Origin of the sequence: Burkholderia sp. B21-005, from assembly GCF_020843965.1 — a bacterium.
GTDB lineage: Bacteria > Pseudomonadota > Gammaproteobacteria > Burkholderiales > Burkholderiaceae > Burkholderia > Burkholderia ambifaria.
This window is the reverse complement of sequence record NZ_CP086301.1, coordinates 2,170,132-2,191,262: the sequence shown is the minus strand read 5'-3', so window position 1 is coordinate 2,191,262 and position 21,131 is coordinate 2,170,132. Positions and strand designations below refer to the sequence as shown.

General features: G+C 67.7%; 15 protein-coding genes. 11 read left to right on the top strand and 4 right to left on the bottom strand.

The window, feature by feature from the left end; translation table 11 throughout:
• Window positions 1–2: 2 nt before the first annotated feature.
• The gene (gene dapC, locus LMA02_RS10240; RefSeq protein WP_228904693.1) at window positions 3–1,235 is read right to left on the bottom strand and encodes a succinyldiaminopimelate transaminase; all 1,233 of its coding nucleotides are present in this window, start codon (window positions 1,233–1,235) and stop codon (window positions 3–5) included.
• Between the two features lie 174 nt (window positions 1,236–1,409).
• On the opposite strand from dapC, the gene LMA02_RS10235 reads away from it, so the two are divergent.
• The 5 genes from LMA02_RS10235 to def all read left to right on the top strand — a co-directional run bounded on the left by LMA02_RS10235 (window position 1,410) and on the right by def (window position 10,154).
• Window positions 1,410–2,351, top strand: a complete 942-nt coding sequence (locus LMA02_RS10235) for a DMT family transporter (RefSeq protein WP_228904691.1) — start codon at window positions 1,410–1,412, stop codon at window positions 2,349–2,351.
• Between the two features lie 138 nt (window positions 2,352–2,489).
• Entirely contained in the window at window positions 2,490–6,002 is a 3,513-nt protein-coding gene (gene smc / locus LMA02_RS10230) for a chromosome segregation protein SMC (protein WP_228904689.1), read from the top strand.
• Window positions 6,003–6,087: 85 nt separating this feature from the next.
• On the top strand, window positions 6,088–7,377 hold the full coding sequence (locus LMA02_RS10225) for a cell division protein ZipA C-terminal FtsZ-binding domain-containing protein (protein WP_228904687.1): 1,290 nt from the start codon (window positions 6,088–6,090) through the stop codon (window positions 7,375–7,377).
• A gap of 171 nt (window positions 7,378–7,548) precedes the next feature.
• Window positions 7,549–9,624 carry an NAD-dependent DNA ligase LigA gene (gene ligA / locus LMA02_RS10220; RefSeq protein ID WP_228904685.1) on the top strand — a complete coding sequence of 692 codons (2,076 nt, stop codon included), beginning with the start codon at window positions 7,549–7,551 and terminating at the stop codon, window positions 9,622–9,624.
• Window positions 9,621–10,154 carry a peptide deformylase gene (gene def / locus LMA02_RS10215; protein WP_166724928.1) on the top strand — a complete coding sequence of 178 codons (534 nt, stop codon included), beginning with the start codon at window positions 9,621–9,623 and terminating at the stop codon, window positions 10,152–10,154. The genes ligA and def overlap by 4 nt, the downstream gene beginning before the upstream one ends.
• A 103-nt stretch (window positions 10,155–10,257) precedes the next feature.
• Here the strand turns inward: def and LMA02_RS10210 are convergent, their stop codons facing one another.
• Genes LMA02_RS10210 through map form a run of 3 tightly spaced genes read right to left on the bottom strand, consistent with a single transcriptional unit; the run spans window position 10,258 to window position 15,782 of the window.
• Entirely contained in the window at window positions 10,258–12,318 is a 2,061-nt protein-coding gene (locus LMA02_RS10210; protein ID WP_228904683.1) for a pseudouridine synthase, read from the bottom strand.
• Window positions 12,319–12,334: 16 nt separating this feature from the next.
• Window positions 12,335–14,911: a [protein-PII] uridylyltransferase gene (locus LMA02_RS10205; RefSeq protein ID WP_212085710.1), complete on the bottom strand. Its 2,577-nt coding sequence runs from the start codon at window positions 14,909–14,911 to the stop codon at window positions 12,335–12,337.
• A 55-nt stretch (window positions 14,912–14,966) separates the two neighbouring features.
• Entirely contained in the window at window positions 14,967–15,782 is an 816-nt protein-coding gene (gene map, locus LMA02_RS10200) for a type I methionyl aminopeptidase (protein ID WP_228904675.1), read from the bottom strand.
• 380 nt (window positions 15,783–16,162) lie between these two features.
• Between map and rpsB the strand changes: the two genes are divergently transcribed.
• The 6 genes from rpsB (at window position 16,163) to LMA02_RS10170 (ending at window position 21,126) form a co-directional block, all read left to right on the top strand.
• Entirely contained in the window at window positions 16,163–16,903 is a 741-nt protein-coding gene (rpsB, locus tag LMA02_RS10195; RefSeq protein ID WP_011352461.1) for a 30S ribosomal protein S2, read from the top strand.
• 162 nt (window positions 16,904–17,065) lie between these two features.
• Window positions 17,066–17,947 (top strand): translation elongation factor Ts, encoded by an 882-nt coding sequence (tsf, locus tag LMA02_RS10190; RefSeq protein ID WP_228904673.1) that lies wholly within the window; start codon window positions 17,066–17,068, stop codon window positions 17,945–17,947.
• A 156-nt stretch (window positions 17,948–18,103) separates the two neighbouring features.
• Window positions 18,104–18,817, top strand: a complete 714-nt coding sequence (pyrH, locus tag LMA02_RS10185; protein ID WP_006752151.1) for a UMP kinase — start codon at window positions 18,104–18,106, stop codon at window positions 18,815–18,817.
• Between the two features lie 101 nt (window positions 18,818–18,918).
• The gene (gene frr, locus LMA02_RS10180; protein WP_006752152.1) at window positions 18,919–19,479 is read left to right on the top strand and encodes a ribosome recycling factor; all 561 of its coding nucleotides are present in this window, start codon (window positions 18,919–18,921) and stop codon (window positions 19,477–19,479) included.
• Between the two features lie 49 nt (window positions 19,480–19,528).
• The gene (uppS, locus tag LMA02_RS10175; protein WP_006758563.1) at window positions 19,529–20,311 is read left to right on the top strand and encodes a polyprenyl diphosphate synthase; all 783 of its coding nucleotides are present in this window, start codon (window positions 19,529–19,531) and stop codon (window positions 20,309–20,311) included.
• Window positions 20,305–21,126: a phosphatidate cytidylyltransferase gene (locus tag LMA02_RS10170; protein ID WP_228904671.1), complete on the top strand. Its 822-nt coding sequence runs from the start codon at window positions 20,305–20,307 to the stop codon at window positions 21,124–21,126. Before uppS ends, LMA02_RS10170 begins: the two co-directional genes overlap by 7 nt.
• The last annotated feature ends 5 nt before the right edge of the window (window positions 21,127–21,131 follow it).

The window sequence follows — 21,131 nt, the reverse complement described above, 5'->3', positions numbered from 1 at the left end:
TCTTACCGCGCGAGAGCCCGGCAGAAATCGACGATGCGTTGCGCGCCCTCGACGCATTCAGGGGTGCCCGCGACGAGCGCGATCCGGATGAAATCGCGGCCCGGATTCGTGCCATGCGCGTCGCGCGCCAGGTACGAGCCGGGCAGAACCGTCACATTATAGTCGGCGTACAGGCGGCGGGCGAACTCGGTGTCCGACAGGCCGGTGCGCGCGACATTGGCCCACAGGTAGAACGCGGCGTCGGGCAGCTTCACGTCGATCACGTCGGCCAGCATCGGCGTGACCGTGTTGAACTTCTGCAGGTACAGCGCGCGGTTCTCGCGCACGTGCGCCTCGTCGTTCCACGCGGCGATGCTCGCGTGCTGCCAGACCGGCGACAGCGCCGCACCATGGTAGGTGCGGTACAGCAGGAATTTCTTGAGCAGCGCGGCGTCGCCGGCGACGAAACCCGAGCGCATGCCCGGCACGTTCGAGCGCTTGGACAGGCTCGACAGCATCACGAGGCGTTCGAAGCCGCGGCCGAGGCGGTGCGCGGCCTCGAGGCCGCCGAGCGGCGGCGCCGCTTCGTCGAAATAGATTTCCGAATAGCATTCGTCGGACGCGATCACGAAACCGTGTCGGTCGGACAGCGCGAACAGCTCGCGCCAGTCGTCGAGCGTCAGCACGGCGCCCGTCGGGTTGCCCGGCGAGCACACGTACAGCAGCTGGGTGCGCGCCCAGACCTCGTCGGGCACGGCCGCGTAGTCGCACGCGAAATTGCGCGCCGGGTCGCTGTTCGCGAAATAGGGTTCGGCACCGGCCAGGAGCGCCGCGCCTTCGTAAATTTGATAGAACGGATTCGGACAGAGTACGATCGCCTTCTTGCCGTCCGCGCTCACGCGTGAGTCGATCACCGTCTGCGCGAGCGAGAACAGCGCTTCGCGCGACCCCGACACGGGCAGTACTTGCGTGGCCGGATCGATCGCCGGCAGTCCGTAGCGGCGTTCGAGCCAGTGCGCGATCGACGTGCGCAGCGCGTCCGAGCCGGCCGTGGCCGGGTACGAGGCGAGGCCGTCGAGCGCGGCCACCACGGCGTCGCGGATCAGCGCCGGCGTCGGGTGCTTGGGCTCGCCGATGCCGAAGCTGATCGGTTTCAGGCTGGCACCGGGCGTACCGGCACCGGGCGTCACGTCCTTGAACAGGGCGCGCAGCTTTTCGAAGGGATAGGGCTGGAGCGAGTCGAGTCGAGGGTTCACGGGCGAAGCGGCCGTCGCGGCCGGTTGGAGCGAAAGGGGCGGCGCAGGTGCCGCACGGCTGCGAACGGGCGCCGACGGCGCGCGGCTCGCAGCGGACGATTATAGCGTGACGCAATGCGGTCACGGCCCGCCGGAGCGGCGGCCGGGCCGGTCGAATAAAGGGTATCGAACCAAATGAATAACGCGGTACGCGGCAGCCTGCCGACGCTGGCCATCCTGATCGGCGCTTCGGTATGGGGCCTGATCTGGTATCCGCTGCGCATCCTTGCGTCGCTCGGCCTCACCGGCACGCTGGCGAGCGCGCTGACGAGCCTCGTCGCTTTCCTGTTCGTGGTCGTCGTGCGCCACCGCACGATCGCGACGCTGCGCTGGCACTGGGTGCTGCCGGGCATCGCGATCACGGCCGGCGTGACCAACCTCGGCTTCGTGTGGGGCACGATCCACGGGGAAGTGCTGCGCGTGATGCTGCTGTTCTACCTGACGCCGGCGTGGACCGCGATCTACGCGCATTTCCTGCTGCGCGAGCGGCTGACCTGGGCCGGCGCGGGGCTCGCGGCGCTGTCGATCGGCGGCGCGATGCTGATGCTGTGGTCGCCGACGCTCGGCGTGCCGCTGCCGGCCAACCCGGCCGAATGGGCGGGGCTCGCGGCCGGCCTGAGTTTCGCGATGAGCAACGTGCTCGTGATCAAGGCGAGCCGCGAGCTGCCGGAGATGCGCGCCGAGATGCGCACCGCGACGCTGTTCGGCGGCGCGGCGGTGTTCGGCGCGATCGCGTCGCTGTTCGAGGGGCTGCCGGCCGCGCCGGCCGGCGGCCAGCTCGGCACCGCCGCGCTGATCATCGTCGCGATCGGCGTGACGATCGCGGTGAACAACCTGCTCGTGCAATACGGGCTTGCGCGCGTGCCGGCAAACCGCGCGTCGATCATCATGCTGTTCGAGATCGTGATCACCGCGCTGTCCGCATGGGTGTTCGCGAGCGAACTGCCGAGCGCGCGCGAGTGGGCGGGCGGCGCGTGCATCGTGCTGGCGACGCTGCTGTCGAGCCGGGTCCATCGTGCCGCGCCGGCACGGGGCAAACCCGGCGACGGGCGGGACGGCGCACGCGCGATGGTATGATGGAAGCCGTTTGCGGGGCCCAACGCTGGATGCGCGCGGCCCCGCTTTTGAATTCCGGGGCGCATCGCGCACACGGGCCGTCCGGCCCCGCGCGTCGCGGCCCGTCCGTTTCACACCTTCTTCACATCCGATACCGCCGTGCGTCTGAGCTCGATCAAACTCGCTGGCTTCAAATCCTTTGTCGATCCCACGCATTTCCAGGTTCCGGGCCAGCTAGTCGGCGTGGTCGGCCCGAACGGGTGCGGCAAGTCCAACATCATCGATGCCGTGCGCTGGGTGCTCGGCGAGTCGCGCGCGTCCGAGCTGCGCGGCGAGTCGATGCAGGACGTGATCTTCAACGGCTCGACCGCCCGCAAACCCGGCAGCCGGGCAAGCGTTGAGCTGATCTTCGACAACTCCGACGGCCGCGCGGCCGGACAGTGGGGCCAGTACGGCGAGATCGCCGTGAAGCGCGTGCTGACGCGCGACGGCACGTCGAGCTACTACATCAACAACCTGCCGGCGCGCCGCCGCGACATCCAGGACATCTTCCTCGGCACGGGCCTCGGCCCGCGTGCGTACGCGATCATCGGCCAGGGCATGATCGCGCGGATCATCGAGGCGAAGCCGGAAGAGCTGCGCGTGTTCCTCGAGGAAGCCGCGGGCGTGTCGAAGTACAAGGAGCGCCGCCGCGAGACCGAGAACCGCCTGCACGACACGCGCGAGAACCTGACGCGCGTCGAGGACATCGTCCGCGAGCTCGGCGCGAACCTCGAGAAGCTCGAGGCGCAGGCCGTCGTCGCGACCCGGTACAAGGAACTCGTCGCCGATGGCGAGGAGAAGCAGCGCCTGTTGTGGCTGCTGCGCAAGAACGAGGCCGCGGGCGAGCAGCAGAAGCAGCTGCGCGCGATCGAGCAGGCGCAGATCGACCTCGAGGCGCAGACGGCCCGGCTGCGCGAGGTCGAGTCGCAGCTCGAGACGCTGCGGGTCGCGCATTACTCGGCGAGCGACGCAATGCAGGGCGCGCAGGGCGCGCTCTACGAGGCGAACGCTGAAGTGAGCCGCCTCGAGGCCGAGATCAAGTTCATCGTCGAATCGCGCAACCGCGTGCAGGCGCAGATCGCCGCCTTGAACGCGCAGCGCGAGCAATGGCGCGCGCAGGCCGAGAAGGCGCAGGACGAGCTCGAGGAAGCCGAGGAAGCGCGCGCGATGGCCGACGAGAAGGCCGCGCTCGCTGAAGACAACGCGGCCGCGAAACACGACGCGCTGCCGGCGCTCGAAGCGAAGTGGCGCGATGCGCAGGCGCAGCTCAACGACGAGCGCGCGCGCATTGCGCAGACCGAGCAGTCGCTGAAGCTCGAGGCCGCGCACCAGCGCAATGCCGACCAGCAGCTCCAGCAGCTTCAGCAGCGCCATGAGCGCCTGAAGTCCGAGGCGGGCGGGCTTGATGCGCCGGACGAAACGCAACTCGAAGAGTTGCGCATGCAGCTCGCCGAGCAGGAAGAGATCCTCGCCGAGGCGCAGGCGCGCTTGGCCGATGCGCAGGAAGCGCTGCCGCGTCTCGACGGCGAACGCCGTGCCGCGCAGGAGCGCGTGCAGGCCGAAAGCACGCAGATCCACCAGCTCGAGGCGCGGCTCGCCGCACTCAAGCAGCTGCAGGAGAACGTGCAGACCGAAGGCAAGATCCAGCCGTGGCTCGACAAGCACGAACTCGGCGCGCTGCCGCGCCTGTGGAAGAAGCTGCACGTCGAAGCGGGCTGGGAAGCGGCGCTCGAGGCCGTGCTGCGCGAGCGCCTCGCTGCGCTCGAAGTGTCGAATCTCGACTGGGTGAAGGCGTTCGCGACCGATGCACCGCCCGCGAAGCTCGCGTTCTACGCGCCGCCGGCCGCCGGTGAACCGCCGGCCGCCGCGGCCGGGCTGCGCCCGGTGCTGTCGCTCGTGCGCATCGACGATGCGGGCATTCGTGCGGTGCTGAACGACTGGCTCGGCAACGTGTACGTCGCCGACGACGTCGCGCAGGCGCTCGCGACGCGTGCGCAACTGCCGGCAGGCGGCGCGTTCGTCGTCAAGGCCGGCCACATCGTCACGCGCGTCGGCGTGCAGCTGTACGCGGCCGATTCGGAGCAGGCCGGGATGCTGGCCCGCCAGCAGGAAATCGAGAACCTGGCCCGCCAGGTGCGTGCGCAGGCGCTGCTCGCCGACGAAGCCCGCACGGCCGCGGTGCGGGCGGAAGCCGCGCACACGCAGGCCGCGCAGGCGCTCGGCGACGTGCGCGCGCAGGCCGAACGCGCGACGCAGCGCGTGCACGCGCTGCAGATGGACGTGCTGAAGCTCGCGCAGGCGCACGAACGCTACACGCAGCGCAGCACGCAGATCCGCGAGGAACTCGAGGAAATCGGTGCGCAGATCGACGAGCAGCGCGCATTGCGTGCTGAATCGGAAGCGAACTTCGAGCGTTTCGACGGCGAACTCGCGGAACTGCAGGCGCGCTTCGAGGACAACCAGCTCGCGTTCGAAGCGCTCGACGAATCGCTGACGCAGGCGCGCCAGGAAGCGCGTGACCTCGAGCGCGGCGCGAACGACGCGCGCTTCGCCGCGCGCAACGCGGTTACGCGGATCGACGAGCTCAAGCGCAGCATCCAGGTCGCGCACGAGCAGAGCGAGCGTGTCGCCGCGTCGCTGGAAGACGCGCGCGCCGAACTCGAAACGATCAACGAGCAGACCGCGCACACGGGCCTGCAGGACGCGCTCGAAATTCGCGCGGTGAAGGAAGAAGCGCTGCAGGCCGCGCGGATCGAACTCGACGACCTGACCGCGAAGCTGCGCGCGTCGGACGAGCAGCGTCTCGTCGCCGAGCGTTCGCTGCAGCCGCTGCGCGACCGCATCACCGAGCTGCAGTTGAAGGAGCAGGCCGCGCGCCTGTCCGTCGAACAGTTTGCCGAGCAGCTCACGACAGCCGAGGTCGACGAGGAAGCGCTGCGCGAGAAGCTGACGCCGGACCTGAAACCGTCGTATCTGCAGGGCGAGGTCACGCGCCTGAACAACGCGATCAACGCGCTGGGCCCGGTGAACATGGCCGCGCTCGACGAGTTGAAGGCCGCGAGCGAGCGCAAGGTGTTCCTCGATGCGCAGTCGGCCGACCTGACCGATGCGATCACGACGCTCGAGGACGCGATCCACAAGATCGACCAGGAAACCCGCACGCTGCTGCAGGGCACCTTCGACGAGGTCAACCGTCACTTCAGCGACCTGTTCCCGCGCCTGTTCGGCGGCGGCCAGGCGAAGCTGATCATGACGGGCGACGAAATCCTCGACGCGGGCGTGCAGGTGATGGCGCAGCCGCCGGGCAAGAAGAACGCGACCATCCACCTGTTGTCGGGCGGCGAGAAGGCGCTGACCGCCACCGCACTGGTGTTCGCGATGTTCCAGCTGAACCCGGCACCGTTCTGTCTGCTCGACGAGGTCGACGCGCCGCTCGACGACGCGAACACCGAGCGTTTCGCGAATCTCGTGCGCGCGATGTCCGCCAAGACGCAGTTCCTCTTCATCTCGCACAACAAGATCGCGATGGAGATGGCGCAGCAACTGATCGGCGTGACGATGCAGGAGCAGGGCGTATCGCGGATCGTCGCGGTGGACATGGAAACCGCCGCGGGTTTTGCCCAGAATTGACGTTTGACGAAACCGGACCGCGTTCGCGCGGCGCATGGGCGCCCGTTCGCGGGTCCGACGAAAAAGAATTGCTGATGGAGCGTGCATGGACGAGTTGACACTCGGTTTGATCGGCGCCGGCGCCGTCGTGGTGGGCGGCGTCGTGGTCTACAACGCGTGGCAGGGCGCGAAGGTGCGGCGCAGGATGCCGCGCCCGATGCCGGAAGAGGCGGCCGAGGCGATGAATCGCCCCGAGCGCGACGAGGAGCTGCCGTTCATCGAGCCGGTGCGCCAGCCCGCGCGCCGCGAACCTGCGGCACCGGCGCCGGGCGCAGCGAGCACGCCGGCTGAAGCAGCGCGCGTCGAGCCGACCTTCGGCGGCGTGGCGCCTGCCGACATGCCGGCCGATCTGCAGGCCGAGGCCACCGGCGGCGACACGCCGTCGGAATCGACCGAGCCGGCCAGGCAGTCCGTCGACGCAGGTTCGGTCGCCGCCGCACATGAAGCGCCGGCCGGCGACGCATCGAACGAACCGGCCGAACCCGTGCTGCCGGCCGCGACGACGGTCTCCTCGGCACCGCCCGCGATCGTCGACCGCCGGATCGACTGCATCGTGCCGATTCGCCTCGGCGGGTCGCTGCCGGGCGAGAAGATCCTGCCGGCCGCGCAACGGCTGCGCCGCGCGGGCAGCAAGCCCGTGCATATCGAAGGCAAGCCGGAAGGCGGCCAGTGGGAACTGCTGCAGAACGGCGTGCGCTATGAAGAACTGCGCGCGGCCGCGCAACTCGCGAACCGCAGCGGCGCGCTGAACGAGCTCGAATTCTCCGAGTTCGTGACGGGCGTCCAGCAGTTCGCCGATGCGATCGACGGCGCACCGGAATTCCCGGACATGATGGAGACGGTCGCGATGGCGCGCGAGCTTGACGGCTTTGCCGCGCAGTGCGACGCGCAACTGTCGATCAACGTGATGTCGGACGGCGCGCCGTGGTCGGCGAACTACGTGCAGGCCGTCGCATCGCAGGACGGGCTGCTGCTGTCGCGCGACGGCACGCGTTTCGTGAAGCTCGACGCGAAGCAGAACCCCGTGTTCATGCTGCAGTTCGGCGACACGAACTTCCTGCGCGACGACCTGACGTACAAGGGCGGCAACATGATCACGCTGGTGCTCGACGTGCCGGTCGCTGAAGAGGACATCCTGCCGTTCCGGCTGATGTGCGACTACGCGAAGTCGCTGTCCGAGCGGATCGGTGCGCGGGTCGTCGACGATTCGCGCCGGCCGCTGCCGGAATCGACGCTCGTCGCGATCGACCAGCAACTGATGAAGCTGTACGCGAAGCTCGAGGAAGCGGGCATCCCGGCCGGTTCGCCGGTCACGCGCCGCCTGTTCAGCCAGTAACGCGTTTCACGGGCGGTGGCCCTCGGTGCCGCCGTCCGTCGCTGCACTGCCGCACACACGCGGCCTGTGTGCGCTGCAGCCGGCTTGCGCGGCACGCATCGCGTGCCCCCGTCGCGGCGTCAAACTGAGATAATCGAACATCCGATTTTTCAGAACGAAACTGCCGCCAGCATGGCCCGAACCCAAGCCGAACCGCCAGCCAGCCAGCCCGACACGCGTGCCGCGTGGCTGCGCGACCAACTCGAGCGGGCGAATTACGCCTATTACGTGCTCGACCAGCCGGATCTGCCCGACGCCGAATACGATCGACTGTTCGGCGAGCTGCAGCAACTCGAAACCGATCATCCCGAACTCGTGACGCCCGATTCGCCGACGCAGCGCGTCGGCGGCGAAGTGGCGGGTGGTTTCACGCCGGTCGTCCATGATGCGCCGATGCTGTCGCTGAACAACGGCTTCGCCGACGAGGACATCGCCGCGTTCGACAAGCGCGTCGCCGATGCGCTCGACAAGACGACCGATCTCGCCGGCTCGGTGACGGATCCTGTCGAATATGCGTGCGAGCTGAAGTTCGACGGGCTCGCGATCTCGCTGCGCTACGAGCACGGCGTGTTCGTGCAGGCGTCGACGCGCGGCGACGGTACGACCGGCGAGGACGTGACGGAAAACGTCCGCACGATCCGCTCGATCCCGCTGAAGCTGAAGGGCGCGCACGTCCCGGCCCTGCTCGACGTGCGCGGCGAGGTGCTGATGTTCAAGCGCGATTTCGCACGCCTGAACGAACGCCAGCGCGCGGCCGAGCAACGCGAATTCGCGAACCCGCGCAACGCGGCGGCCGGCAGCCTGCGCCAGCTCGATCCGAAGATCACCGCGCAGCGTCCGCTGTCGTTCTTCGCGTACGGGATCGGCGTGCTCGACGGCATGCCGATGCCGGACACGCACAGCGCGCTGCTCGACTGGTACGAGTCGTTCGGTCTGCCGGTGAACCGCGAGCGCGCGGTCGTGTACGGCGCCGACGGCCTGCTCGGGTTCTTCCGCAAGGTCGGCGAGAAGCGCGAGTCGCTGCCGTACGACATCGACGGCGTCGTCTACAAGGTGAACCGGCGCGACGAACAGGATCGCCTCGGCTTCGTGTCGCGTGCACCGCGCTTCGCGCTCGCGCACAAGTTTCCCGCACAGGAAGCGCTGACCAAGCTCGTCGCGATCGACGTGCAGGTCGGCCGCACGGGTGCGATCACGCCGGTCGCGCGGCTCGAACCCGTGTTCGTCGGCGGCGCGACGGTGACCAACGCGACGCTGCACAACGAGGACGAAGTGCGCCGCAAGGACATCCGGATCGGCGATACCGTGATCGTGCGGCGTGCGGGCGATGTGATCCCCGAGGTCGTCGGCGCGCTGCTCGATCGCCGGCCGGAAGACGCGGCCGAATTCGTGATGCCGACCGAGTGCCCGGTGTGCGGCTCGAAGATCGAGCGGCTGCCGGACGAGGCAATCGCGCGCTGCACGGGCGGCTTGTTCTGCCCGGCACAGCGCAAGCAGGCGCTGTGGCACTTCGCGCAGCGTCGCGCGCTCGACATCGACGGGCTCGGCGAGAAGATCATCGATCAGCTCGTCGAACTGAATCTCGTGCGCACGCCGGCCGACCTGTTCAATCTCGGTTTCGCGACGCTCGCGGAACTCGACCGGTTCGCCGAGAAGTCCGCACAGAATTTGCTCGACTCGCTCGAGAAGGCGAAGCACACGACGCTCGCGCGCTTCATCTACGGGCTCGGCATCCGTCATGTGGGCGAATCGACCGCGAAGGATCTCGCGAAGCACTTCGGGTCGCTGACCCCGATCATGGACGCGTCGATCGAGGAATTGCTCGAAGTCAACGACGTCGGGCCGATCGTCGCCGAGTCGATCCACCAGTTTTTCGCGGAAGAACACAACCGCACCGTGATCGAGCAGCTGCGCGCGCCCGGCAAGGTCACGTGGGCCGAAGGCCCGCCCGCGCCGAAGGCGCCGCAGGGCGTGCTGGCCGGCAAGACGGTCGTGCTGACGGGCACGCTGCCGAATCTCACCCGCGACGCGGCGAAGGAGATGCTCGAAGCGGCGGGCGCGAAAGTCGCGGGCTCGGTATCGAAGAAGACGGATTACGTGGTCGCGGGCGCCGATGCCGGCAGCAAGCTCGCGAAGGCCGAGGAACTCGGCATCCCCGTACTGGACGAAGACGGACTGCACCAACTCCTGGAGGGCAACACCCCATGATTCGCGAGATCCTGAAGATGGGCGATCCGCGCCTGCTCGAAGTCGCCAAGCCGGTCGAGCAGTTCGACACGCCGGAACTGCACGAGATCGTCGCGGACATGTTCGAGACGATGCATCACGCGAACGGCGCGGGGCTCGCCGCGCCGCAGATCGGCATCGGGCTGCAGCTCATAATCTTCGGCTTCGGCAGCAACAACCGCTATCCGGACGCGCCGCCCGTGCCCGAGACCGTGCTGATCAACCCGAAACTCGAGTACATGCCGCCGGACATGGAAGAGGGCTGGGAAGGCTGCCTGTCGGTGCCGGGCATGCGCGGCGTCGTCAGCCGCTATGCGAAGGTGCGCTATAGCGGCTACGACCAGTTCGGCGCGAAGATCGACCGCGTCGCGGAAGGCTTCCACGCGCGGGTCGTCCAGCACGAATACGACCACCTGATCGGCAAGCTGTATCCGATGCGAATCACCGACTTCACGCGCTTCGGCTTCACCGAGGTGCTGTTCCCGGGGCTCGATCCGACCGACGACGACTGACCGGCACGCGGCGGTGCGCGATGTTGCGCGCCGTCGTGTTGGAAACGAAAAAGCCCGCTTGCGCGGGCTTTTTCATTGCGTGGCACGCGGTGCGTGCCCGCTGTCAGAACGACTCGTCGGGCGACAGGTAGCGCCATTGCCCTTGCGGCAGCGCGCCGAGCATCACGCGGCCCATCCGCACGCGCTTCAGGCCGATCACTTCGAGACCGACCAGTTCGCACATCCGGCGGATCTGGCGCTTCTTGCCTTCACGCAGCACGAAACGCAGCTGTTCGCCGTTCTGCCAGCTCACCATCGCAGGCTTCAGGGCGACACCGTCGAGTTCGAGGCCGTGGCGCAGCTTCGCGAGCGATTCGGCGGGGAAGTGCTGGTCGATGTCGAGCAGCCGTTCGCCGAAGCGCACGCGCACCAGATACTCCTTGTCGATGTCCGACTGCTCGCCGATCAGCTGCTTCGCGATCCGGCCGTTCTGCGTCAGCACGAGCATGCCGGTCGAATCGATGTCGAGCCGGCCGGCCGGTGCGAGCGCGTGCAGATGCTGCGGCGAGAAGCGCAGCGGCGAGCGGTCGCCGCTCCACTGGTTGGCGCGCGTGATCAGCACCGACGCGGGCTCGTAGCCGTCTTCCGCCTGACCGGACACATAGCCGACCGGCTTGTGCAGCAGGATCGTCACTTGCGCGGCCTGCGCGGCGCTCGCGCGCTCGTCGATCTCGATCTTCTGGTCGGGACGAACCTTGGTGCCGAGCGTGTCGATGCGTTCGCCGTCGACGAGCACCCAGCCCTTTTCGATCCATTCGTCGGCTTCGCGGCGCGAGCACAGGCCGAGCTCGGACATGCGCTTCGACAGGCGCATCAGGCCGGTTTCGTCGCCGTGATCGATGTCGGGGGCGCGGCGCTTGACCGGTTGTGCGGTCGTCGGCGCGGTGCCGGTCGAGCGGCGCTCGCCGAAGCTGCGCTTTTCGCCGTAGCCGGTTGCTTTGTCACGATACGGTGCGCGTGCGCCGCCTTCGGCGCCAGCGCGGCGCGGTCGTGCATCGTCGTCGCTGCGGCGTGCCGGGCGGTCGGACGAGGTACTGCGTTCGCCGAAGCTGCGCTTGGGCGCATCGCCGGTTGCCTTGTCGCGATAGGGGGCGCGTGCGCCGCCCTCGGCGCCTGCGCGACGCGGCCGTGTATCGTCGTCGCGGCGTGCCGGGCGGTCGGTCGACGTACGGCGTTCACCGAAGCTGCGCTTGGGCGCATCGCCGGTTGCCTTGTCACGATAGGGCGCGCGTGCGCCGCCTTCGGCGCCAGCGCGGCGCGGACGCGCATCGTCGTCGCTGCGGCGTGCCGGGCGGTCGGTCGACGTACGGCGTTCGCCGAAGCTGCGCTTCGGTGCCTCGCCGGTTGCCTTGTCGCGATAGGGTGCGCGTGCGCCGCCTTCAGCACCTGCGCGGCGCGGCCGTGCATCGTCGTCGCTGCGGCGAGCCGGGCGGTCGGACGATGTACTGCGTTCGCCGAAGCTGCGCTTCGGTGCGTCGCCGGTTGCCTTGTCACGATACGGTGCGCGTGCGCCGCCTTCGGCACCTGCGCGGCGCGGCCGCGTATCGTCATCGCTGCGGCGAGCCGGGCGGTCGGACGGCGGACGGCGATCGTCGAAGCTGCGCTTCGCGCCTTCGCCGGCCGCCTTGTCGCGATACGGTGCGCGTGCACCGCCTTCCGCGCCTGCACGGCGCGGCCGTGCATCGTCGTCGCTGCGGCGAGCCGGGCGGTCCGACGACGTACGGCGTTCGCCGAAGCTGCGCTTCTCGCCGTAGCCGTCTGCCTTGTCGCGATAGGGGGCGCGGGCACCGCCTTCGGTGCCCGCGCGGCGCGGCCGCGCATCGGGCTGGCCTTCGGCGCTGCGATACGGACGCGCGGGACGCGCGTCGCCGCGTTCGGCACCGCCGTCACGCGGTGCGCGCTTCGCCGGCGCACGATCCGCACCCGGGCGTTCCGCGCCGCGCGGCTTGAACGCGCGTTCGCCGGCGGCTGCCGGAGCGCCGGCCTTCTTCGGGCGCGGCGACTTGTCGGCCGCGGGCGGCGGGGCGGGGCGCACCGCCTTGCGAGCGACGAGGCTGCCGGAGCGGACGGGTGCGCGGGTCGGCGACGCCGGACGCGGATTCTTGACGGTTAATTTGGTGCGCATAAACGCTGGGATTCATTCAGACTGCGATCGCGCGCAGCAATTCGGTTTCGAGCTGGATCTGCAGGCGGTTGTCGGACAGGCCGGCACCATCGAGCAGGAAGATGTCCTCGACGCGTTCGCCGAGCGTATTGATCCGCGCCGCGTGGACGCCGACCTGATGCTCGGCCAGTACGCGCGCGATCGAATAGAGAAGGCCCGGCCGGTCGTTGGCGGACACGGACAGGATGTAGTACTGGCCGCGCTCGTCGGCCCGGAGGTCGACGCGCGGCGTGATCGGAAACGTCCGGGACAGCCGCGACAGGCGGCCCTTGGACGGCTCCGGCAGCGGCGCGGTCTCGGCGAGGCGCGTCGCGAGCTGCTGTTCGACGAGATTCGCGATGTCGCGATAGCGCACGTCGCGTTCGGTCTGCGTGACGATGAAATTGTCGAGCGCATAGCCATGCCGCGTGGTGCTGACGCGCGCATCGAGTACCGACAGTCCGTTGCGGTCGAAGTACGCGCAGATGCCCGCGAACAGGTCGGGGCGGTCCTTCACGTACACGAGCACCTGCAGCGCGTCGCCGATCGGCGACGGCCGCGCGCGGACGATCGCCGTCTCGGCGTTCACGTGCCGGTACAGCACGCGCGTCTGCCATGCGATGTCGGCCGCGTCGTGACGCAGGAAGAAGCCGACGTCGAGCTGATCCCACAACGCACGGTGCGCGTCGTCGGGCACGGTCTCGAGGCGCAGCAGCGCGAGCGCCTGCTCCTGGCGCGACTTCAGTTCCGAATGCGCATCGGGGTTGGCGCCGCCGAGCACCGCGAGCGTGATGCGGTACAGGTCCTCGAGCAGCTTGCCCTTCCACGTGTTCCACACCTTCGGGCTCGTGCCGCGGATATCGGCGACGGTCAGCAGGTAGAGCGCGGTGAGGTAGCGTTCGTTGCCGACGACTTCGGCGAAGCGCTTGATGACCTCGGGGTCGCTCGTGTCCTGCTTCTGCGCGACCTGGCTCATCGTCAGGTGATGCTGGACGAGCCACACGATCAGCGCCGCGTCGTCGCCGGTGATTCCGTGCTCGCGGCAGAAGCGCCGTGCGTCGGCCATCCCGAGCGTCGAATGGTCGCCGCCGCGGCCTTTCGCGATGTCGTGGAACAGCGCGGCGACATACAGCACCCACGGGCGCTCGAAATTGCCGATCAGCTGGCTGCAGAACGGGTATTCGTGCGCATGCTCGGCCACCGCGAAGCGGCGGAGGTTGCGCAACACCATCAGGATGTGCTGGTCGACCGTATACACGTGGTACAGGTCGTGCTGCATCTGGCCGACGATGCGGCGGAAATTCAGCAGGTAGCGGCCGAGCACGCTCGTCTGGTTCATCAGCCGGAATGCGTGCGTGATGCCCTCGGGCTGCTGCAGGATCTGCATGAACGTGCGGCGGTTCTGCGGATCGCGCCGCCACGTGTTGTTCATGATCTCGCGCGAGTTGTACAGCGCGCGCAGCGTGCGGGCGGACAGGCCCTTCACGCCGCGGGTCACCTCGTACAGCAGGAAGGCTTCGAGGATTGCGTCGGGATGGCGCTCGAACACGCCGTCGTCGACGATCTCGAGCATGCCCTGCTTCTCGACGAAACGATCGGGCGACAGCACGCGCGTGATGCCGCTCGTCGCGGGGAACAGCTGCGCCTCGATGTTCTGGATCAGGATCGTCGCGAGCTGCGTGACCGCCTTCGCGGCCCAGTAGTAGCGACGCATCAGCTGCTCGCTCGCGCGCTTGGCCTGCGTCGGCCGGTAGCCGAAGCTCTCGGCGGCCTGCGTCTGCAGGTCGAACACGAGCATGTCCTGGCGGCGGCCGGCGATCACGTGCAGCCGCGCGCGCAGCGTCTTCAGGAATCCTTCGTTGCGGCGCAGCTCACGCGCCTCGCGCTCGGTGATGAGCCCGCGCGTGTCGAGCTCGCGCCAGCTGCTGCCGAAGCCGGCCGCGCGCGCGATCCACAGGATCGTCTGCAGGTCGCGCAGCCCGCCGGGGCTTTCCTTCACGTTCGGCTCGAGGCTGTACGGCGTATCCTGGAACTTCGCGTGGCGCTGGCGCATCTCGAGCACCTTCGCGGTGAAGAACGCGCGGGCGTCAAGCGCCTCGTGATAGCGCACCGTGAAGCGCTCGAACAGCGCGGTGCTGCCGACGATGCGGCGCGCCTCGAGCAGCGAGGTCTGCACGGTGACGTCCTGCGACGCTTCCTCGATGCATTGCGCGACCGTGCGCACGCTGCTGCCGATCTCGAGGCCGAGATCCCACGCCATCCCGATGAAGCGCTCGATGCGGGCGTCGAGCGCCGGGTCGTGCGCGTCGGGCAGCAGCACGAGGATGTCGACGTCGGAGTAGGGCGCGAGCTCGCCGCGTCCGTAGCCACCCACGGCGACGAGCGCGAGCGTCGCGGGTACTCCGCACTCGTCCCACACGCGCTTGAGCGCATCGTCGGTGAGTTTCGACAGCGCGTGCATCAGCGACGCGACGTTCGCCGCGCTGCGAAAGCGCTCGAGCATGTCGACCTTGGCGGCCTTGAATTCGGCGCGCCGCGACAGCGCTTCGGGCGAGGGGGCGGCGTGAGCGCTCATGGGTGGCCGTTCAGGTCGAGGGCGGGCAAGGTGGGCAGGGCGGGCGCGACGGCGCTCAGATCGCGGCGGCCGGTTGCGCGAACACCGGGCGTGCCGGCGTGCCGGCCGACACGGTCAGCACCTCGTAGCCCGTCTCGGTGACGAGCACGGTGTGCTCCCATTGCGCGGACAGGCTGCGGTCGCGCGTCTTGACCGTCCACTGGTCGGGCATCGTGCGGATGTCGCGCTTGCCGGCGTTGATCATCGGCTCGATCGTGAAGATCATCCCGGCCTTCAGCTCGATGCCGGTGCCCGGACGGCCGTAGTGGACGACCTGCGGATCTTCGTGGAACACCGTGCCGATGCCGTGGCCGCAGTATTCGCGCACGACGCTGTAGCCCTGCGCTTCCGCGTGCTTCTGGATCGCGTAGCCGATGTCGCCGAGGTGCGCGCCGGGCTTGACCTGGTCGATGCCGAGCCACATGCACTCGTAGGTGGTCTGCACGAGGCGCTTCGCGAGGATCGAGCCCTCGCCGACGATGAACATCCGGCTGGTGTCGCCGAAGTAGCCGTTCTTGATCACGGTGACGTCGATGTTCAGCGCGTCGCCGTTCTTGATTACCTTCTCGCCCGGAATGCCGTGGCAGATCACGTCGTTGACCGAGATGCAGGTGGCCTTCGGGTACGGCGGGTAGCCGGGCGGCTGATAATTCAGCGGCGCGGGGATCGTGCCCTGCTCGTTGAGCATGAATTCGTGACAGAGCCGGTCGAGTTCGGCGGTCGTGACACCCGCGACGACGTGCGGCGTGATGAAGTCGAGCACTTCGCTCGCGAGACGGCAGGCGACGCGCATCTCGGCGATGTCGTGTTCGTTTTTGAGCGTAATAGCCATCGAGGTATGCCTGGAATGCGGTGAATTGACGGATTATCGCACCTTATGGCTGGCCTCGCAGCCCCTGCCGGCGGTGCCGATGCGGGTTTTCGGGGATTGTCCGGCCGGCTGCCGCGCGGCAAGCGAAAGTGGCGGGCGACTTGAGAGCCGACAAATCGGCGTGCTATACTCTTTGGCTAAGTCGACATCCAAATGCCGAACATGCCTCGTTTTGGGGCGGCATGGCGATGAAAGGCTTGCGGCACGCGCATTTTCGCACGTGCCGAATCGCAAGCCGGCGCAACCAAGGGTGCCGGCCGCGCGGAACGAAGGTCCTTCGGGGCGCGTTCGCGCGGCGGTACGGCAGCCGGCTTAAGACCCAACCCTCGTGGAGAATTTACATGGCAGTTACGATGCGCCAAATGCTGGAAGCGGGTGTCCACTTCGGTCACCAGACGCGCTTCTGGAACCCGAAGATGGCTCCGTTCATTTTCGGTCACCGCAACAAGATTCACATCATCAACCTCGAAAAGACGCTGCCGATGTTCACGGACGCACAGAAGTACGTGCGCCAGCTGGCAGCAAACCGCGGCACGATCCTGTTCGTCGGCACGAAGCGTCAATCGCGTGACACGATCGCCCAGGAAGCGCAGCGCGCAGGCATGCCGTACGTCAACGCACGCTGGCTCGGCGGCATGATGACCAACTTCAAGACGCTGAAGGTTTCGATCAAGCGCCTGAAGGACATGGAAGCGGCCGTCGAATCGGGCGAAACCGAGAAGATGAGCAAGAAGGAAGCGCTGCTGTTCGAACGCGAAATCGCCAAGCTGCAGAAGTCGATCGGCGGCGTGAAGGACATGGGCGGCATTCCGGACGCGATCTTCGTCGTCGACGTCGGCTACCACAAGATTGCCGTTACCGAAGCGAACAAGCTGGGCGTGCCGGTCATCGCCGTGGTCGATACGAACCACTCGCCGGAAGGCGTGGATTACGTGATCCCGGGTAACGACGACTCGAGCAAGGCAGTCGCGCTGTACGCTGAAGGCGTGGCCGACGCGATCCTCGAAGGCCGTGCGAACGCGGTCAACGAAGTGGTCCAGGCAGCGCGCGGCGACGACGAGTACGTCGAGGAAAACGCGTAACTGGCCCCGAGCCGGCGCAAAAAGGGGGCTCTCAACAGGCCCCCTTTTTTTAAGCTTGTGCGCCGGACCTGATCGCGCTGAATCGGCGCGGGTCCGGAAACGATTTTCGGCCGTTCGCGTCCAAGCGGGCGGCGTTGTGAATACAGACTCAAGGAGCGAATGATGGCGGCAATTACCGCAAGCATGGTGGCAGAACTGCGCGCAAAGACCGACGCACCGATGATGGAGTGCAAGAAGGCGCTGACGGAAGCCGACGGCGACCTGGCCAAGGCTGAAGAGCTGCTGCGCGTCAAGCTCGGCAACAAGGCGAGCAAGGCGGCATCGCGCGTGACGGCCGAAGGCGTCGTCGCATCGTTCGTCGGCGGCAATGCAGGCGCGCTGGTCGAACTGAACTGCGAAACCGACTTCGTCGCGAAGAACGACGACTTCCTCGCATTCTCGAAGACGGTTGCAGAACTCGTCGCGACGCAGAACCCGGCCGACGTGGCCGCGCTGTCGGCGCTGCCGCTCGAAGGCTCGACGGTCGACGCAGTGCGCCTGGCACTGATTGGCAAGATCGGCGAGAACGTCTCGATCCGCCGTTTCGTGCGCTTCGAAACCGCGAACAAGATCGCGACGTACCTGCACGGCGCGCGTATCGGCGTGATCGTCGAGTACACGGGTGCGGACGAGCAGGTCGGCAAGGACGTCGCGATGCACATCGCCGCGATGAAGCCGGTCGCGCTGTCGTCGGCCGACGTGCCGGCGGAACTGATCGACACGGAACGCCGCGTGGCCGAGCAGAAGGCTGCGGAATCGGGCAAGCCGGCTGAAATCGTCGCGAAGATGGTCGACGGCAGCGTCCAGAAGTACCTGAAGGAAGTGTCGCTGCTCAACCAGACGTTCGTGAAGAACGACAAGCAGACGATCGAGCAGATGCTGAAGGCAGCGGACTCCACGGTGCAGAAGTTCGCGCTGTTCGTCGTCGGCGAAGGCATCGAGAAGCGCCAGGACGACTTCGCCGCCGAAGTGGCCGCGCAAGTCGCAGCAGCAAAGCAGCAGTAAGCAGTCAGGCAGTATCCGCGGCGGGCGTCCGCTCCGCCGCGGTCGGCGGCGCCGTCGGCCGGCCGGGAACCCCGGTCCGACCGTCGGCGCTTGCCCGAATCAGTATTTCGCCCCTACAGTTCGTGGTTGTCATCCTCTCGTCGCTCGGAAGCCCCTATGTCCAATGCCTATAAACGCGTCCTCCTCAAACTCTCCGGCGAAGCGCTGATGGGCGACGATGCCTTCGGCATCAATCGCGCGACGATCGAACGGATGGTGGCGGACATTGCCGAAGTCGTGGGTCTCGGTACGCAGCTTGCGGTCGTGATCGGCGGCGGTAACATTTTCCGCGGTGTCGCGGGCGGTGCGGCCGGCATGGACCGCGCGACGGCCGACTACATGGGGATGCTGGCGACGATGATGAACGCGCTGGCGCTGCAGGACGCGATGCGCCACGCCGGCATCGTCGCGCGCGTGCAGTCCGCGCTGCGCATGGACCAGGTCGTCGAGCCGTACATCCGGCCCCGTGCGATCCGTCAGCTCGAGGAAGGCAAGGTCGTGATCTTCGCGGCCGGCACGGGCAACCCGTTCTTCACGACGGACACGGCCGCCGCGCTGCGCGGTTCGGAAGTGGGCGCCGAGGTCGTGCTGAAGGCGACCAAGGTCGATGGCGTATATTCTGCCGATCCGAAGAAGGATCCGTCGGCCACGCGCTACGCGACGATCAGCTTCGACGAGGCGATCAGCCGGAATCTGCAGGTGATGGACGCGACGGCCTTCGCGCTGTGCCGCGACCAGAAGCTGCCGATTCGCGTGTTTTCGATCAACAAGCCGGGCGCGCTCAAGCGTATCGTGCTGGGCGAGGACGAAGGTACGCTCGTCCACGTGTAAACTCCCGCGGATGCGGGCAAGCGGCGTGGGTCGCCGGCCGTGGTGCGTCGCGCGCCGGGCGGGCCCGCGTTCTTTGAAGGTTGGAAGGTTTGGAGGTTGAAATGAGTGTCGCTGATGTCAAGAAGGGCGTAGAGCAGAAGATGCAGCGCTCGATCGAAGCGTTCAAGAACGATCTGGCGAAGATCCGCACGGGCCGTGCGCATACCGGTCTGCTCGATCACGTGCAGGTCGACTACTACGGTTCGATGGTGCCGATCTCGCAGGTTGCGAACCTGACGCTCGTCGACGCACGCACGATCGGTGTGCAGCCGTGGGAAAAGAACATGGTCGCGAAGGTCGAGAAGGCCATCCGCGAAGCCGATCTCGGCCTGAACCCGGCGACGGCCGGCGACCTGATCCGCGTGCCGATGCCGGCGCTGACGGAAGAGCGCCGCCGCGAGCTGACCAAGGTGGTCAAGAGCGAAGGCGAAACGGCCAAGGTCGCGATCCGCAACCTGCGCCGCGACGCGAACGAAGCGCTCAAGAAGCTCGTGAAGGACAAGGAAATCTCGGAAGACGACGAGCGCCGTGCGAGCGACGACGTGCAGAAGCTGACGGACAAGCACGTTGCCGAAGTCGACAAGCTCGTGCAGAGCAAGGAAGCCGAGATCATGACGGTCTGACGACCGTCCTCGCGCGCCGCCTTCTTTCCGCATTACTGTCTCAACGGCCATGACCTATACAAGCTCTACTGTTCGCGTGCCTGACGTCGGCGCCGTGCCGCGTCATATCGCGATCATCATGGACGGCAACGGCCGTTGGGCGACCGAACGCCGCCTGCCGCGCGTCGCGGGGCACACCCGCGGCGTGGATGCCGTGCGGGCGGTGGTCGAAGGCTGCGCGCGCGCCGGCGTCGAATACCTGACGCTGTTCGCGTTCAGTTCGGAAAACTGGCGCCGGCCGAACGACGAAGTGTCGTTCCTGATGCGGCTGTTCATCACCGCGCTCGAGCGCGAGATCGGCAAGCTGCATGCGAACGGGATCCGCCTGCGGGTGGTCGGCGATCTCGAACGCTTCGAGCCGCGCATCCGCGAACTGATCCGCCGCGCCGAAACCAAGACGGCGCGCAACACCCGCCTGACCCTGACGATCGCCGCGAACTACGGCGGCCGCTGGGACATCCTGCAGGCGACGAAGAAGCTCGTCGAGCAGGCCGTGCGCGAGGGTCGCGAGGTCGACGTGACCGAAGACGCGTTCGCGCCGCACCTGGCAATGGCCTATGCGCCGGAGCCCGATCTCTTCATCCGCACCGGCGGCGAGCAGCGCGTCAGCAATTTCCTGCTGTGGCAGCTCGCGTACGCGGAATTCTATTTCACCGACAAATACTGGCCGGACTTCGACGGCGCGGCGCTGGCCGACGCGATCGCGTCGTATACCGAGCGCGAGCGCCGTTTCGGGCGCACCAGCGCGCAGCTCGAACCGCAATCGCAGAACGCCGATTCCCTTTCATGCTGAAGACCCGTGTGATCACGGCGGTCGTGATGCTGGCAGTGTTGCTGCCGGTGACGCTGTTCGCGCCGCTTGCCGCGTTCGGCGCGCTGATCGGCGTCGTGCTCGTGTTCGCCGCGTGGGAATGGGCGCGCCTGCTGAAGCTCGGCGCGGTCGGCTCCGTCGTCTACGCGATCGTCGCGGCGGCCGCGCTCGCGGCGACCGCGCCGCTCGGCGTCGGTGCGGCTTCGTCCCGTCCCCTTTTCATGGCAGCCGGCGTGTTCTGGCTGCTGGTCGGCCCGTTCTCGCTGCGACGCAAGCCGGAACTCGCGGGCGGCGTGTGGCGGGCGTTCCTGCTCGCGGCCGGGCTCGTCGTGTTCGCGGCCTGCTGGCACGCGCTCGTCGCGGCGCGCGCCGAGGGCGTTCCGTTCGTGCTGTCGCTGCTTCTGGTCGTCTGGCTGGCCGATATCGGTGCATACTTCGCGGGCAAGGCCTTCGGAAAGCGTAAACTGGCCATCACGATCAGTCCCGGGAAGAGCTGGGAAGGTGCGATCGGCGGCTGGTTCGCCGTGATGGTCGTCGCGGGTGTCGCGATGGCCGCGCACTGGTTTGAGCCGACCCTGTTTTCCGCATTCGCGACCCGCTACGGGATGCCCGGCGCGTGGGCCGCGTTGACGCTGCTGGTCGCCTACAGCGTGATCGGCGACCTGTTCGAGTCGCTGCTCAAGCGTCAGGCGGGCGTGAAGGATTCCAGCGGCCTGCTGCCTGGGCACGGCGGCGTGCTCGACCGCGTCGACGCGCTGCTGCCCGTGCTGCCGCTCGCAATGCTGCTGCTTGGTTAAACCAC